General features: G+C 45.3%; 14 protein-coding genes. 11 read left to right on the top strand and 3 right to left on the bottom strand.

Annotated elements, in window-relative coordinates; all coding sequences use genetic code 11:
* The 7 genes from rmuC to tatC form a co-directional block, all read left to right on the top strand.
* The coding region (rmuC, locus tag AB4484_RS22245; protein ID WP_372080466.1) for a DNA recombination protein RmuC at positions 1-1,464 on the top strand (1,464 nt) is incomplete at its 5' end.
* A 65-nt stretch (positions 1,465-1,529) separates the two neighbouring features.
* Positions 1,530-2,309, top strand: a complete 780-nt coding sequence (ubiE, locus tag AB4484_RS22250) for a bifunctional demethylmenaquinone methyltransferase/2-methoxy-6-polyprenyl-1,4-benzoquinol methylase UbiE (protein WP_026012235.1) — start codon at positions 1,530-1,532, stop codon at positions 2,307-2,309.
* 98 nt (positions 2,310-2,407) lie between these two features.
* A complete protein-coding gene (locus tag AB4484_RS22255; protein WP_017063051.1) occupies positions 2,408-3,013 on the top strand; it encodes an SCP2 domain-containing protein in 606 nt (201 codons plus the stop codon).
* Positions 3,010-4,644, top strand: a complete 1,635-nt coding sequence (gene ubiB, locus AB4484_RS22260) for a ubiquinone biosynthesis regulatory protein kinase UbiB (RefSeq protein ID WP_017065813.1) — start codon at positions 3,010-3,012, stop codon at positions 4,642-4,644. The genes AB4484_RS22255 and ubiB overlap by 4 nt, the downstream gene beginning before the upstream one ends.
* A gap of 53 nt (positions 4,645-4,697) precedes the next feature.
* Positions 4,698-4,952 carry a Sec-independent protein translocase subunit TatA gene (gene tatA / locus AB4484_RS22265; RefSeq protein ID WP_017060154.1) on the top strand — a complete coding sequence of 85 codons (255 nt, stop codon included), beginning with the start codon at positions 4,698-4,700 and terminating at the stop codon, positions 4,950-4,952.
* Between the two features lie 3 nt (positions 4,953-4,955).
* Positions 4,956-5,363, top strand: a complete 408-nt coding sequence (gene tatB / locus AB4484_RS22270; protein ID WP_048612432.1) for a Sec-independent protein translocase protein TatB — start codon at positions 4,956-4,958, stop codon at positions 5,361-5,363.
* A 148-nt stretch (positions 5,364-5,511) separates the two neighbouring features.
* Positions 5,512-6,267, top strand: a complete 756-nt coding sequence (gene tatC, locus AB4484_RS22275; protein ID WP_017060156.1) for a twin-arginine translocase subunit TatC — start codon at positions 5,512-5,514, stop codon at positions 6,265-6,267.
* Between the two features lie 288 nt (positions 6,268-6,555).
* Here tatC and AB4484_RS22280 read toward each other — a convergent pair whose 3' ends face one another.
* Positions 6,556-7,317: a TatD family hydrolase gene (locus AB4484_RS22280; protein WP_060983246.1), complete on the bottom strand. Its 762-nt coding sequence runs from the start codon at positions 7,315-7,317 to the stop codon at positions 6,556-6,558.
* 208 nt (positions 7,318-7,525) lie between these two features.
* Here AB4484_RS22280 and hemB point away from each other — a divergent pair, with 208 nt between their 5' ends.
* From hemB to polA, 3 genes are all read left to right on the top strand, one after another.
* Entirely contained in the window at positions 7,526-8,569 is a 1,044-nt protein-coding gene (gene hemB, locus AB4484_RS22285) for a porphobilinogen synthase (RefSeq protein WP_017060158.1), read from the top strand.
* Positions 8,570-8,645: 76 nt separating this feature from the next.
* Positions 8,646-9,080: a GNAT family N-acetyltransferase gene (locus AB4484_RS22290; RefSeq protein ID WP_372080468.1), complete on the top strand. Its 435-nt coding sequence runs from the start codon at positions 8,646-8,648 to the stop codon at positions 9,078-9,080.
* Positions 9,081-9,759: 679 nt separating this feature from the next.
* A complete protein-coding gene (gene polA / locus AB4484_RS22295) occupies positions 9,760-12,558 on the top strand; it encodes a DNA polymerase I (protein ID WP_122082645.1) in 2,799 nt (932 codons plus the stop codon).
* A 507-nt stretch (positions 12,559-13,065) separates the two neighbouring features.
* On the opposite strand, the gene AB4484_RS22300 is transcribed toward polA, so the two are convergent.
* Together AB4484_RS22300 and yihA are read right to left on the bottom strand one after the other, a co-directional pair.
* The gene (locus AB4484_RS22300; RefSeq protein WP_248368857.1) at positions 13,066-13,665 is read right to left on the bottom strand and encodes a GTP-binding protein; all 600 of its coding nucleotides are present in this window, start codon (positions 13,663-13,665) and stop codon (positions 13,066-13,068) included.
* Between the two features lie 218 nt (positions 13,666-13,883).
* On the bottom strand, positions 13,884-14,543 hold the full coding sequence (gene yihA / locus AB4484_RS22305) for a ribosome biogenesis GTP-binding protein YihA/YsxC (protein WP_172380502.1): 660 nt from the start codon (positions 14,541-14,543) through the stop codon (positions 13,884-13,886).
* Between the two features lie 148 nt (positions 14,544-14,691).
* Between yihA and AB4484_RS22310 the strand changes: the two genes are divergently transcribed.
* Positions 14,692-15,309 (top strand): cytochrome c, encoded by a 618-nt coding sequence (locus tag AB4484_RS22310; RefSeq protein ID WP_012602993.1) that lies wholly within the window; start codon positions 14,692-14,694, stop codon positions 15,307-15,309.
* Positions 15,310-15,656 lie beyond the last annotated feature (347 nt).

Consider the following 15,656-nt stretch of genomic DNA (forward strand, 5'->3'; position numbering starts at 1 on the left):
CTCGTGGGTTGGTGGATTAAACAGAAGCTCTCTTTTCAGCAGCGATTGCTCGAGCAGCAGCTAGAGTCCGATCGTTTGTTGCATGAATCTCAGCAAGCTCAGCTCAAAGCATCACTCGCAGAGGCGCAACAAGAGCTCGATGAGCTAGATGATGACCGAGACAAAGCGGCATTCGAGCTCAAGCAGGCGCACGGTAAGGTGATGGCAGCGATGGAAAAGCTGCGCTACTTTGAGGCGGTAAAGCAAGAGCGCCAGCAGTATGCCGATGAGATCAATGTACTTAAGGATCATAAGTCTGAATTAGAAGCCGAGCTGCGCGAGCAAGAAGCAAGGCATGACCAAGAAAACTTAGCGAACAGTGAAAAGCTGCAGTTGCTAGAGCAAGCTGAATCACGACTTAAGCAGCAGTTTGAACTGTTAGCGAATCAACTGTTTGAAACAAAAACCGCTAAGGTCGATCAGCAAAACAAGCAGAGTCTAGAAGGTTTGTTGTCTCCACTAAGAGAACAGTTGGAAGGCTTCAAGAAACAAGTGAACGACAGCTTCAGCCAAGAGGCCAAAGAGCGTCACACCTTGGTGCATGAGCTTAAGAATCTACAACGTCTCAATGAGAGTATGACGCGTGAAGCGGTGAACCTGACTCAAGCGTTAAAGGGTGATAACAAACAACAAGGTAACTGGGGCGAAGTGGTACTGGCTCGGGTGCTTGCTGAATCAGGGCTGCGCGAAGGTCATGAATACCAAACGCAAGTGAACCTGCAAAACGATGCGGGCAAGCGTTATCAACCGGATGTGATCGTGCATCTGCCACAAGACAAGCAAGTGGTGGTCGATTCGAAAATGGCGTTGGTGGCCTTTGAACGCTACTTCAATGCCGAAACCGACCAGCAGCGCGATGCTGCATTGCGTGATCACTTGGTGTCACTGCGAGCGCACATTAAAGGCTTGAGCCAGAAAGATTATCATCAGCTCAAAGGCATACAGAGTCTGGATTACGTGTTGATGTTTATCCCGGTTGAGCCAGCATTCCAAGTGGCGATTCAGGCCGATCCTAGCTTGGTGAAAGATGCGATGGAGCAAAACATCATCTTGGTCAGCCCAACCACTCTGCTGGTGGCACTGCGTACCATTGATAATCTGTGGCGCAACGACAGACAGAACCAGAACGCCCAAGTTATCGCGGAACGTGCGAGCAAGCTTTACGACAAGCTGCGCCTGTTTGTTGATGATATGGAAGGTCTTGGTAGCTCATTAGACAGAGCCAACCAAAGCTACCAAGGGGCGATGAATAAGCTAGTCACAGGGCGAGGCAACGTGATTCGTCAGGCCGAAAGCTTCAAGCAACTGGGTGTTGAAGTGAAGAAACCGATCTCGATTGGTTTGGCTGAAATGGCGCAAAATGAGGCTTTTTCAGAAAATGCCTCCTTAGTAGAAAGACAACCTGCTGAGGATAAAGTAAACTAATCGGCCGCAGCGCCTCTAAATACAAAGAGCGCTGTCGATGAGAACTTACCATGGTAGATAACAGCATTATGGACACAAGCGTGCAGACAAATTCAGCAGTAGAGTCAGAAACCACACACTTTGGTTTCGAAACAGTCGCAAAAGACGAAAAAGTCGCGAAAGTAGCAGAGGTATTTCACTCTGTAGCCGCTAAATACGACATCATGAATGACTTAATGTCGGGTGGTGTTCACCGCTTGTGGAAGCGATTCACGATTGATTGTAGTGGCGTTCGCCCGGGTCAACGTATCCTAGACCTTGGTGGTGGTACCGGTGACCTGACTGCGAAGTTCTCGCGTATCGTTGGTGAAAAAGGCCACGTGGTTCTTGCTGATATCAACAACTCAATGCTGAATGTTGGCCGTGATAAGCTGCGTGATAGCGGTATTGTTGGCAACGTACATTACGTTCAAGCAAACGCTGAAGAGTTGCCTTTCCCAGACAACTACTTCGATTGCATTACCATCAGCTTCTGTCTGCGTAATGTCACCGATAAAGACCAAGCGCTGCGTTCAATGTACCGTGTGCTTAAGCCGGGTGGTCGTTTGTTGGTTCTTGAGTTTTCTAAGCCAGTACTTGAGCCGCTATCGAAGGTTTACGATGCCTACTCTTTCCATCTGTTGCCAAAAATGGGTGAGCTGATTGCTAACGATGCAGACAGCTATCGTTACCTTGCAGAATCTATCCGCATGCACCCTAACCAAGAAACCTTGGAAGGCATGATGCAGGAAGCGGGTTTCGAGAATACTAAATACTTCAACCTAACGGGCGGCATTGTTGCGCTGCACCGCGGTTACAAGTTCTAGTCGAACTTGGTAGCAGGCTCGTAGGGCGTGCTAAACAATAAGAATAAAGATAGAACGGATAGGTTAAGGCTTATCCGTTTTCAAAGGTAAGGACAGTCATGCCATTTGATCCATTGGTAACCGCGGTTATTGAAACCTCTTTAAATACTTTCGTGAACGATGATCCAGCCTTGGTTCGTCGTTTGTCTCGTTTAAAGGGGCAGATCATTCAAGTTAATTTGAAAGAGTTGAATAAAACACTCACTTTCGTTTTCAGCCAACAAATCGATGTGTTGTCGGAATACGAAGGGCAGCCTGATTGCTACCTATCTTTGAACCTATCGGTATTACCGGAACTGCGTGAGCAATCGAACATCACCAAGCTGATCAAGCAAGATAAGCTTATCTTAGAAGGTGATATTCAACTGGCTCAGAAATTTGCTCAGCTGATGACAGACTGCAAGCCTGACTTGGAAGAGTGGTTATCGCGCGTAACGGGTGATGTGGTTGCGCATACCTTGGTCCAAGGCGTTAAAAACGTCGGTGGCTTTGTAGCAAAACAGGCGACTAAGCATCAAAACCATGTTGCTCAAGTTCTGACTGAAGAGTGGAAGATCGCACCCGCACCGTTAGAAGTCGCGCATTTTTGCGACCAAGTCGATGACGTAAAAAGCTCTGCTGCTCGTCTTGAAGCTAAGTTGAACGCTCTGTTGGAGAAAGCATGACCCCAGCAGAACTGAAACGTCTTTATCATATTATCAAAGTACAGTTGGAGTACGGCCTTGATGAGTTGATGCCGGAACACCAACTGACTAAAGCCCCTTTGTTGGCGCGAAAGTCACTGTTTTGGCTCAAGAACAAGCATCAAGATAAAGAGTTGGGTCATCGCTTGCGCCTTGCACTGCAAGAACTTGGCCCAGTGTGGATCAAGTTTGGACAGATGATGTCGACACGTCGTGATCTGTTCCCTCCTCATATCGCCGATCAGTTAGCTCTGTTGCAAGACCAAGTTGCGCCGTTTGATGGACAACTGGCGAAGCAAGATATGGAAAAGGCGTTGGGTGGCAGTTTAGATAACTGGTTTACCGACTTTGATATCGAGCCACTGGCTTCTGCTTCTATTGCTCAGGTGCATACCGCAAAGCTTAAAGAGAGCGGTCGCGAGATTGTTCTGAAGGTAATTCGACCTGATATTCGCCCGGTGATTGACGCAGATCTAAAACTGATGCACCGAATGGCGCGTATAGTCGCTAAGTCGCTTCCTGAAGCACGTCGTTTGAAACCGGTTGAAGTGGTTCACGAGTACGAGAAAACGTTACTCGATGAATTGGATCTGCGCCGAGAGGCAGCCAATGCCATTCAACTGCGACGTAATTTTGAAGGCAGTGAAGAGCTGTATGTTCCAGAGGTTATCCCTGATCTAAGCAGCGAAACCCTAATGGTGTCAGAGCGTATCTACGGTATTCAAGTATCCGATATTGAGACGCTAGAAGCCAACGGCACCAACATGAAATTGCTCGCGGAACGCGGTGTGACGGTATTCTTCACCCAAGTATTCCGAGACAGCTTTTTCCATGCAGACATGCACCCGGGCAACGTATTTGTTAACCCAGAGAATCCAGATAACCCTCAGTGGATTGGTTTGGATTGTGGCATTGTCGGCACGCTCAACAGCGAAGATAAGCGCTATTTAGCAGAGAACCTGCTGGCTTTCTTCAATCGAGATTACCGTAAAGTTGCCGAGCTGCATGTTGATTCGGGGTGGGTGCCACACGACACCAACGTCAATGATTTTGAGTTCGCGATCCGTATGGTGTGTGAGCCAATTTTTGCAAAACCACTTGGCGAGATCTCATTTGGCCATGTGTTGCTAAACTTATTTAATACAGCAAGACGTTTCAACATGGAGGTTCAGCCTCAGTTGGTACTTCTACAGAAGACCTTGTTGTATGTGGAAGGTCTAGGTCGTCAGTTGTATCCGCAACTTGATTTGTGGGCAACCGCCAAGCCTTTCCTTGAAACCTGGATGATGAATCAGGTGGGGCCGCAAGCTGTGATCAACGCAGTAAAAGAGCGCGCGCCATTCTGGGCAGAAAAACTGCCAGAGCTGCCAGAGCTACTTTATGACAGCTTGCGCCAAGGTAAAGCGATGAACCACAGAATGGATCAGCTTTATCAAGGCTACCGAGATAGTAAGCGTCAGCAAGCAACTGGAAAGTTTTTGTTTGGCGTTGGAGCCACTTTAGTCGTATGCTCCGCAATATTAGTTTCAAGCCCTTATGAGCAGCTATCTATGGGCTGTGGCATCGCAGGTGTCACATTTTGGTTGCTTAGTTGGCGAGCTTACCGTCGTTAGACAGTAGACTCTCTTAATATTTTTATGTGTAGACAGACCCGAGGACAATGACAATGGGTGGTATCAGTATTTGGCAACTTCTAATCATTGCTGTAATTGTAATTTTGCTATTCGGAACAAAGAAACTGCGCGGTATGGGTGGTGACTTAGGTTCAGCGGTTAAAGGCTTCAAAAAAGCGATGAGCGATGAAGACAAGCCTGCAGATAAGAAAGATGCAGACTTCGAACCAAAGAATATTGAACAGCAGAAGACAGAAGCTCACGCTGAAACAACTGCTGAAACAAAGAAAGACAAAGAGCAGGCGTAAATCGTGTTTGATATCGGTTTTTGGGAACTGGTATTAATATCTGTCGTTGGGTTAGTGGTTTTAGGGCCTGAGCGTTTGCCCGTGGCGATTCGCAGTATTTCCAAGTTTGTTGGACAAGCGAAAAGCATGGCAAATAGTGTGAAAGATGAACTTTCTCATGAGCTTAAGGTGCAAGAGCTGCAAGAAAACCTACGCAAGGCGGAAAAAATGGGTATGGAAGATTTATCTCCAGACCTTAAAGCGTCAGTCGATGAACTTAAGCAGGCCGCTGCTGAGGTTCAACGTCCGTATGCTAAGCCTGAGTCTGATAAGCCAAGTGAGACTAAACCTAGTGTCACGGAAACTGTGGAATCTGAAACCATTCAGGTCAACAGCGAAGCTTCAGCACCGTCAGATAAGAAAGCCGAATAGTCTCGCAAGGAGGAGTCGCCGGATGCTTGAGTCGCTAGATGTTTAAATAGATAGCTATTCAAGTAAACAACTATTCAAGTGGATACCAATTCAACTGGATAGATACACGCGCGGCTCCTTTTCGATCTTCCTGTTTAAGAGGTTTGACATGTCTTCGACTGAGCAGACACAGCCTTTAATTAGCCACCTTCTAGAACTACGTAATCGCCTTCTACGTGCGATTGTCGCGGTGCTAGTGATATTTGTCGGGCTAATTTATTTTGCTAATGATATTTATGAATTCGTATCAGCACCTTTGGTAGATCGTCTACCGGAAGGGGCGACGATGATCGCAACCGATGTTGCATCGCCATTTTTCACACCGCTGAAATTAACCTTGATCGCGTCTATATTCCTCGCGGTTCCGTTTATTTTGTATCAGGTGTGGGCTTTTGTTGCTCCGGGCTTATACAAGCATGAAAAACGCTTGATCATGCCGCTATTGGCTTCAAGTTCATTGCTGTTTTACTGTGGTGTGGCGTTCGCTTACTTTATTGTATTCCCGTTGGTATTTGGCTTTTTTACGGCCATATCATTAGGGGGAGTAGAGTTCGCAACCGACATCTCAAGCTATCTTGATTTTGTACTCGCGCTGTTCTTTGCTTTTGGTATTGCCTTTGAAGTGCCTGTTGCGATTATCTTGTTGTGTTGGACGGGTGCAACAACGCCTCAATCTCTGTCTGAAAAGCGTCCTTACATTGTTGTGGGTGCTTTCATCATCGGTATGATGCTGACACCACCTGATATGATCTCGCAAACACTGTTGGCGATTCCAATGTGTATTCTGTTTGAGATTGGTCTGTTCTTCGCACGTTTTTATACGCGTAAGCCAGATGCGGATGAAGAGGAAGAAGCTGAATCTTGATTCGGAATGCTTCAGTAAAAATCACATAATAAAAAAGCGGCCTAGGGCCGCTTTTTTATTATGTCTGTTTATCGAATCTTTAACTGATAGCCACAGTTCTGACATATATAGAGCTCTTTGATGCCCAAAATTTTATGCCATAGGGTTCGATGTTGACGTTGTAAGTGTTGTGAATGGTCACACATAATCAACTACCTCCATATGCAGGTGGTTGATACTATACATGTCACTGAGCTTTCTCAAATAAATTCAGGAAAAATCCGTAATAATTACTTATTAATAGATTTATCATAAATTAAACAATGCCTTAGCATTTGTGGTGGTTATGTTTTCGACTTCTTCAAGGGGAATTCCGCGTAATTCGGCGATGCGTTTTGCTACTAATTCTGTGTAGGCTGGTTCATTGCGTTTACCGCGATTCGGTGTTGGTGCTAAATATGGGCAATCTGTCTCTAGGATGACGTAATCCATATCGAGATGTGGGATCACCTTGTCCATCCCTGAATTCTTAAAGGTCGAAACGCCGCCTAAACCTAAATGAAAGCCTAGCTCGTTGATCGCTTGAGCTTCCTCTAAGCTGCTACCAAAGCAGTGAAATACCCCGCGTAAGCTGCCATCTTGTTCTTTACGAAGTAGGGCAAGTGTCTCTTCAATGGAATCACGAGTGTGGATCACCACGGGTAGATCAAGCTCTTTTGCCCACTGTAGTTGAGTCACAAACGCCATCTCTTGTTCAGCCTTGAAGGTTTTATCCCAGTACAAGTCGATACCAATCTCACCCACGGCGATAAAGTCATGCTTATCAAACCAAGCTCGAATGGTTTTGAGGGTTTGCTCGATATTCGCATCCACATAACAAGGGTGTAAGCCCATCATTGAACGGCACACATCAGGAAACTGAGCTTCCGTCGCTAACATTGGCTCGATAGATTCTAAATCGATGTTCGGCAATAGAATGGTATCAATCCCTTGAGCCAGTGCGCGCTGCACGACTTGTTCGCGGTCTTCATCGAATTCACTAGCGTAAATATGAGCATGGGTGTCGATCATTGTTTTGTCCTGAAAGCGGTCTTTACTGAGTTGTCATGAGTATACGGCAGTGTGAGGAGAAGGTCATTTTTTGCCATTTATCCCTATTTTTGAGTGGGTTTCATATTTTACTGCTAGCGTCCTGAGCCATCAGTGATATGCTTTTGCCTGTATTTAGCACTTTTCATATCTAAGTATTTCGGTGCTTAGACTAGGCAAGGAGAATCTAGTGTCTGTTTCAATTCAAGGTCAATTCCCAGGTCGCCGTATGCGCCGTATGCGTAAGCACGACTTTAGCCGTCGCCTAATGGCAGAAAATCAATTGTCTGTGGATGATCTAATCTACCCAATGTTTATCCTGATGGGTAAAGACCGCCGCGAGCCTGTCGAGTCAATGCCAGGTGTTGAACGCTTGTCTATCGACTATATGCTCGAGGAAGCAGATTACCTGTCAAAACTGGGTGTCCCTGCGATTGCTCTATTCCCAGTCGTGAACCAAGATGCTAAAAGTTTATGCGCAGCTGAAGCTCATAACTCAGAAGGTTTGGTGCAGCGCGCTGTACGTTTACTAAAAGAGCATGTGCCAAACATTGGCGTTATTACTGACGTAGCACTAGACCCGTTCACCACTCACGGCCAAGACGGCATCATCGATGAAGATGGTTACGTGATGAATGACGAGACGACTGAAGTCTTGATCAAGCAAGCATTATCACACGCTGAAGCAGGTGCTGACGTGGTTGCACCGTCAGATATGATGGATGGTCGCATTGGTAAGATCCGTGAAGCGTTAGAAGAAGCGGGCCATATTCATACTCAGATTATGGCGTACTCTGCGAAATACGCATCGTGCTACTACGGTCCATTCCGCGACGCAGTCGGCAGTGCTTCGAACCTGAAAGGTGGTAACAAGAAGAACTACCAAATGGATCCTGCGAACAGTGATGAAGCGATTCACGAAGTTGCGATGGATCTTAATGAAGGTGCCGACATGGTGATGGTTAAGCCTGGCATGCCTTACCTAGATATCGTGCGCCGTGTGAAGCATGAACTTCAAGCGCCGACATTTGCCTACCAAGTGTCTGGTGAGTATGCGATGCACAAAGCAGCGATTCAAAACGGTTGGCTGAAAGAGCGTGAAACCGTCATGGAATCACTGCTGTGCTTTAAGCGCGCTGGTGCTGATGGCATTCTTACTTACTTCGCTAAAGATGTGGCTGAGTGGCTTGCAGAAGACAATGCACAAGCCGCAGAGCACTTAAAAGAAAAGTAATCGTGTAGGGTTCACTTAAGTGATCAGTAAAGGGTTGGCCATTGTGCCAGCCCTTTCGTTTATAAGGATGAATAAGATGTCAGTTGTTGTACGTGAAGGTTCGTTAGAAGAAGTGGTGTCTGTGGTCGAGCAGATCTCTGAGTTCGCTAAAAAAGAGAGCGTCGCTTCTCTTTCAGAGCGGCTGGCAGGAAAAAAGAACCTTATTTTAGTGGCTGAAGAAGCTGACGTGCTGCTCGGTTTTAAGATCGGCTATGAATTGGATCAAGATACTTTTTACAGCTGGTTTGGTGGCGTGTCACCGCTCGCGAGGAACAAAGGCGTTGCACAGGCGCAATTAGACGCTCAGGAACAGTGGGCGAAAGAGCAGGGCTACAGACAGTTAAAGGTTAAGTCTCGTAACCAGTTCCCTGCAATGTTGCGCCTGTTATTGAGAAACGGTTACCTAATCGAAAGATTTGAAGAAAAAGAAGACATTAATGACCATAGAATCCATTTTTTGAAGCAAATTTAAGCACTGCTGTTAACGGTTTATAAATTAAATGAGATTTATTATCATTTAAGTGTTGACTATTAAATGAGAATCATTATTATTAACTTCGTCTTAGGGAATGAGGAAATGTTCACAAGGATGTTAAGTACTCAAGTATCTACTTGGTTACCCAACAGAATTCTCGCGAACTTGTACTAAGTTCTTTTTGACACGACATTGCTCACATTGCTTCCAGTGTAATTTATAGCTTTTAGGTAAAGCTGTGGTATTCAATTTGAATGGCTTTACCGGTTTTTGCTAGGCGACATCTTAGGGTGTCGCTTTTTTTATACCTACCATTTCAACAAGATGCATATTTAGTGGCACGTATTTTTATGAATAAAACGCCATCAGCATTCTTTTCCACAATGCAAGATCGAGAAAAGATCGTTGATCATCTGTTCGATCTGTAAAATTATTCTTTATTTTCAGGTGTTTATTGGTGTTTTTTGAGTTGTCCACCTTAGTTCTCAACAGGGTGGATAAATAATATAAACAGAGTTATCCACAGAACGCTTGCGTCTAAGAACAAAAAATAACAACAAATCGATTATAACGAACACAACCGAGTGAACGGATACAGATCGACAACGTGGAATCCAGCCAACAGACGTGGCATTCTTAACAGATAATTTCTGTACTTACTGGATACACAAACATTATGGCTCGTATTCCTGATAATCCATTGATTCTGATCGATGGCTCTTCTTACCTATATCGCGCGTTCCATGCTTACCCTGGCACAATGAGCAATGGTGATATCCCAACTAACGCTGTTTACGGTGTAGTTAACATGCTGCGCAGCATGATGCGTCAATTTGCTTCTGATCGTATTGCGGTAATTTTTGATGCGAAAGGAAAGACGTTCCGTGATGACATGTACCCAGAGTACAAGGCAAATCGTCCACCTATGCCTGATGATCTTCGTTGCCAGATTGAGCCTTTGCACAATGTGATTCGTGCAATGGGTTTGCCACTTATCTCTATTCCCGGCGTTGAAGCGGATGACGTGATCGGTACGCTCGCTTCTCAAGCTTCTGCGATGGGTATGCCTGTGCTTATTAGTACTGGCGATAAAGATATGGCGCAGCTTGTCGATGATAACGTTACTCTGATTAACACCATGACCAACGTGGTAATGGATCGTGAAGGCGTGATTGAGAAGTTTGGCATTCCGCCAGAGCTTATTATCGACTACCTTGCGCTGATGGGCGATAAAGTCGATAACATCCCAGGAGTTCCGGGTGTCGGTGACAAGACAGCGACTGCTCTGCTGCAAGGCATTGGTAGCATCGAAAAGCTGTATCAAAACCTGGATGATATTGCCGCTCTTGGCTTCCGTGGTTCAAAAACCATGGCTAAGAAGCTGATTGATAATAAAGACAACGCTGAGATGTCTTATGAGCTTGCAACGATCAAACTGGACGTCGAGTTAGAAGAGACACCTGAATCGCTTGTAAAAGCACAACCAAACACGGATGAGCTGATTAAGCTATACGGTCAACTGGTCTTCAAGTCTTGGTTGAACGAGCTACTTGAAGGTGGTAGTGGTGTGGTTGAGGCGGATGAAAAGTCGGGCGCAGTGCGCAGCAATACGGCATCAACCACTTCTACCGTAGAAATGAACACCTCTGCCGTGACGATTGATCGCAGCAACTACGAAACCATCCTCGATGAAGCGTCATTCAATGTTTGGCTAGAGAAACTGAAAGCGGCTGAAGTGTTTGCTTTCGATACTGAGACAGACAGCCTAGATTACATGGTGGCGAACCTCGTTGGCCTGTCATTCGCGACTGAAGAAGGCGTTGCCGCTTACGTGCCGGTTGCTCATGATTACCTAGATGCACCGCAGCAGCTAGATCGTGATTGGGTACTTGAACAGCTTAAGCCGATTCTTGAAGATGACGCACAAGCGAAAGTCGGTCAGAACCTTAAGTACGATATGAGTGTGCTAGCGCGCTACGGTATCGAGATGAAAGGCATCAAACACGACACCATGTTGGCGTCTTACGTTTTCAATAGCGTAGGTGGCAAGCATGATATGGACAGTCTAGCGCTGCGTTTCCTACAGCACAGCTGCATCTCATTTGAGCAAATCGCAGGTAAAGGTAAGAAGCAGCTTACTTTCAACCAGATTGAGCTGGGTGAAGCGTCTCCATACGCAGCAGAAGATGCTGACGTGACTTTACGTCTTCATAACCGTTTGATGGAAAACATTGAGCAAGATGAAAAGCTAAAAGCCATCTATGAAGAAATCGAAGTACCCCTGATCCCTGTGATGTCTCGCATTGAACGTACCGGCGTATTCATCGATGACATGTTGCTGGGCGCTCAATCGCAAGAGATTGCGGTTCGTCTGGATGAGCTAGAACAGAAAGCCTACGAGATTGCAGAGCAAGAGTTCAACATGAACTCGCCAAAACAGCTGCAAGCGATCCTGTTTGAGAAAATGGGTCTGCCAGTTATTAAGAAAACGCCATCAGGTGCACCTTCAACCAACGAAGAAGTGCTGCAAGAACTGGCTCTTGATTACCCGCTACCTAAGCTGATCATTGAATATCGTGGCCTTGCGAAGCTGAAGTCGACTTACACAGATAAGCTGCCGAAGATGATCAACGCTGAAACGGGTCGTGTTCATACGTCTTATCACCAAGCGGTGACAGCAACGGGTCGTTTGTCTTCAACAGATCCAAACCTACAGAACATCCCAATTCGTAATGAAGAAGGCCGTCGTATCCGCCAAGCATTCGTTGCACAACATGGCTGGAAGATTCTAGCGGTCGATTACTCTCAAATTGAATTGCGTATCATGGCGCACCTTTCGGGTGATAAAGCGCTTCTTGAAGCATTCCAACAAGGCAAAGATATCCACGCGGCAACGGCTGCTGAGATCATTGGTGTTGATATTGAGAGTGTGACCACTGAACAACGTCGTCGTGCTAAAGCCGTTAACTTCGGTCTTATCTACGGTATGAGTGCCTTTGGCTTGGCTAAGCAACTGGGTATTCCTCGTGGCGAAGCACAGCACTACATGGATACTTACTTCGAGCGTTATCCTGGCGTAATGCAGTATATGGAAGACACGCGCAGTGCAGCTTCAGAGCAAGGCTTCGTTGAAACCATTTACGGTCGTCGTCTGCACCTTCCTGAGATTCAATCTCGTAATGGCATGCGTCGTAAGGCTGCTGAACGCGCGGCGATCAACGCGCCAATGCAAGGCACAGCGGCTGACATCATTAAGAAAGCGATGTTGTTGGTGGATGAGTGGATTCAAGCGGAAGGCGATGGTCGTGTGAAACTGCTTATGCAGGTACACGATGAATTGGTGTTTGAAGTGGAAGAGTCATCTTTAGCCGAAATTGAAAGTAAAGTACAAGAATTGATGGAATCTGCTGCAGAGCTAGAAGTGCCGCTTGTCGCGGAAGCTGGCCACGGTGACAACTGGGATCAAGCCCACTAATCAGTTTTTGACCTTAATAAGTAAATTAGTATGAGCCAGTGCACAAACACTGGCTTTTTTTTGTCTAAAATAAAGTTAAGTCGTAATAAGAATTTAGGTGTTTTAATAAAACATTCATGAAAAAAAACTACAAAAATTGTTTTCATTTCTGAGCAATTGTTGTACATTAAATCTCGTAGGGTACAGAGGTAAGATGTTCTATCTTTCAGACCTTTTGTTTCACGTTATTGGATTAGGCTGATTCAGCCGCCCCAGTCAGTATTTGACTGGGGCGTTTTTTCTTGTGCGAAAGAAAAATATTTCCAACCTATCATTCCCCCGTAAAACCTCTCATTTTTAGTGCCTTTTATTACACTTTCTCAAGCACAGTGATAAACCCCTGATTTGCCTTAGTTCTGGAATTCGATCAGCTTTTGGTAATTTAAATCCGTCTCTAAGTCGATTGTTTTATCACTTGAAATAACTTTTATTTTACAAGTTATCGATAAAGGATTGATGGCTCACGCCTTATTTATCAGTGTATTGAGTCGGTGAATGCTCAATGTAATCCATGATTTTCTGTTGTTTCTCGGTGCTGTATTTCAGTGCTTCGGCGGTGATCTGGATGGATTGCGCCATCGAAGAGATATTGTTGGTCGCTTTTACCAAGGTTTGCTGCATGGGTTTCAGGATAAGCAGATAGATAGCGGTCAAAGCGATAATAATCACACCGATAACGGCCGCCAGCGCAATGATGATCTTGGTCTGAATGTCATCCAACAGCACTTGGCTGGTTTGTTTAAAGGCGAGTCGAGATTGGTCTAAGGCCTGTGGCAGTTGATTGAGGGATGTCTTGGTGGAGCTCGCAAGCTTATTGATGCTTTCAACGGTTTGATTGAGGGCTTGTTGCTGGTCGTCGCTTAGGTTGGGGTTGTTGACTATCGCCTGCAAAGATTGCGATATCACCTCAAGAGACTCACTCGCATCTTGGGCGTACTTTTCCATGCCATCGAGATCTAAGGTCATATCGACATTGATCAGTGGGGCTTGTTCTTGTTCTGCTTCAGAGGCAAATCCTGTCAGTGAGACCAACATAAGTGCAATGATGGCCAATGGTGTTTTCCACATGAGTATTCCTTTCTCATTGTTCTGATTATTTAGATGTGTCTTTTAGTATGGTTCACTTCTATTGGTTTTAGTGGCTAAATCCGATCTTTAACACTAAAAACTTAGGCTTAACTCACTCATTTTTGGGCAAAAAAATACCCCACCTATATAAGGAGGGGCATTGATAAGGCTAAATCACCTGTTGTAAGTGCTCTAACCTATAGCGATAAGTAGAGGAATTACTCTGAGTCGTTATGCTCTTCGTCCGCTAACTCATCAAGGATTTGATCAGCAAGCGCTGGAGCAAACCACTCATCCATCTTGGCACGCAGTTGGTCTACGCCGATGCCCTTCATTGAAGAGAAGACATCAACCGCAACATCACCACCGAAAGATTTTGCATCGTTACGGATTTTCAGTAGCTGTGCTTTACGCGCACCACTTTTCAGTTTGTCTGCTTTTGTTAACAAAACCTGCACTGGGATACGGCTATCGATAGCCCAGTAGATCATTTGTTGGTCAAGGTCTTTCATTGGGTGACGGATATCCATCAATACCACTAAACCTTTCAGGCTTTCACGTCGTTGTAGGTATTCACCTAGCGACTTCTGCCATTTTTTCTTCATCTCAAGTGGTACTTGAGCAAAGCCATATCCAGGTAAATCGACGATATGACAACCGTCCGTTACCTTAAATAGGTTGATTAGCTGAGTTCGACCGGGTGTTTTACTGGTTTTCGCCAAGCTTTTTTGGTTTGTAACGCGATTTAGCGCGCTAGATTTACCAGCATTGGAGCGTCCTGCAAACGCAATTTCGATCCCTTCGTCTTCTGGTAAATGACGAATATCAGGTGCACTGGTAATGAAATGCGTGTTTTGATAATGAATTTTTACGCTCACTGTTAACTCCATCTCGACTTTGTGTAGTCGATTGATTACTTTTTTGTGAATTTGTGTAAAATAACCGTGCTCGGCATAAGGTCGCCTATTGTACCATGAGTGGCAACATAGAGTGGTACTGGAAGCTTGATAATTATAATGGAATGTCATGAAGAAATTAGCGCTAATTTTGAGTCTTTTAGCCAGCTGCTCAGTATGGGCTCAAGGTAGTATTGAAGCTGGTAAAGCCAAATCACAAACATGTGTTGCCTGCCACGGTGCTGACGGCAACAGTCTGATCACTCAGTACCCTAAGCTGGCCGGTCAACATGAGAAGTATCTAGAGAAGCAGTTAAAAGAGCTTAAGCTAGGTATGACAAGTGGTGGTAAGCAAGGTCGTTACGAACCTGTAATGGGTGCAATGGCGATGCCTTTATCTGAAGAAGATATGGCTGACCTAGCGGCATACTACGCCTCTCTACCTATCTCTAGTAACTCTACTCCTGAAAATGTAGTAGATGAAGGTAAGGTTCTTTACACAGCGGGCAACGCAGAACGCGGCGTAACGGCGTGTATTGCTTGTCACGGCCCTCGTGGTAATGGCACCGAACTTTCTGGTTTCCCTAAAATTTCAGGTCAACACGCAGATTACATCAAGGCTCAACTTGAAAAATTCCGCGATGGTGACCGTAATAACGACATGAATGCGATGATGCGTGATGTAGCTAAAAAGTTAACAGACGCTGATATTGATACCTTATCGAAGTACGTTGGTGGTTTACACTAATTTGTCGGTTTCTTGCTCTTAGCCAGAGTAAAGGAATGTACGTTCGAGCGAGATTGAAGAGACGCCCCGATCAGTAATGGTCGGGGCGTTTTCTTTTGTATTGGTTTTATTAATGCATTTTGTGTTTATGTCTGATTCATCAATGTGTGATCGATTTGTGTACAAAAGTGTGAAGTCGCACTCTTGTAGTCTTTTTGTAACACGGTAAAGTAACCGACATCAGCTAGGAGCTGACTTAGATATGGATGATCATCTAGTCTAACGGTATAGACAGAAACGGATCAGGCTAGGACAGCCCAGCAACAAGGTGTTAGAAAAGGATAGCCAAAACTCATCAGGACGATGAA

It is taken from the genome of Vibrio sp. 10N.261.46.A3, assembly GCF_041472995.1.
Classification (GTDB): domain Bacteria; phylum Pseudomonadota; class Gammaproteobacteria; order Enterobacterales; family Vibrionaceae; genus Vibrio; species Vibrio coralliirubri.

Bases quoted from the DNA above. Each gene is read 5' to 3' on its own strand.
- polA (WP_122082645.1), top strand. From the start codon at position 9,760: ATGGCTCGTATTCCTGATAATCCATTGATTCTGATCGATGGCTCTTCT.
- AB4484_RS22280 (WP_060983246.1), bottom strand. From the start codon at position 7,317: ATGATCGACACCCATGCTCATATTTACGCTAGTGAATTCGATGAAGAC.
- tatC (WP_017060156.1), top strand. From the start codon at position 5,512: ATGTCTTCGACTGAGCAGACACAGCCTTTAATTAGCCACCTTCTAGAA.
- AB4484_RS22300 (WP_248368857.1), bottom strand. From the start codon at position 13,665: ATGTGGAAAACACCATTGGCCATCATTGCACTTATGTTGGTCTCACTG.
- tatA (WP_017060154.1), top strand. From the start codon at position 4,698: ATGGGTGGTATCAGTATTTGGCAACTTCTAATCATTGCTGTAATTGTA.
- AB4484_RS22255 (WP_017063051.1), top strand. From the start codon at position 2,408: ATGCCATTTGATCCATTGGTAACCGCGGTTATTGAAACCTCTTTAAAT.
- AB4484_RS22290 (WP_372080468.1), top strand. From the start codon at position 8,646: ATGTCAGTTGTTGTACGTGAAGGTTCGTTAGAAGAAGTGGTGTCTGTG.
- ubiB (WP_017065813.1), top strand. From the start codon at position 3,010: ATGACCCCAGCAGAACTGAAACGTCTTTATCATATTATCAAAGTACAG.
- AB4484_RS22310 (WP_012602993.1), top strand. From the start codon at position 14,692: ATGAAGAAATTAGCGCTAATTTTGAGTCTTTTAGCCAGCTGCTCAGTA.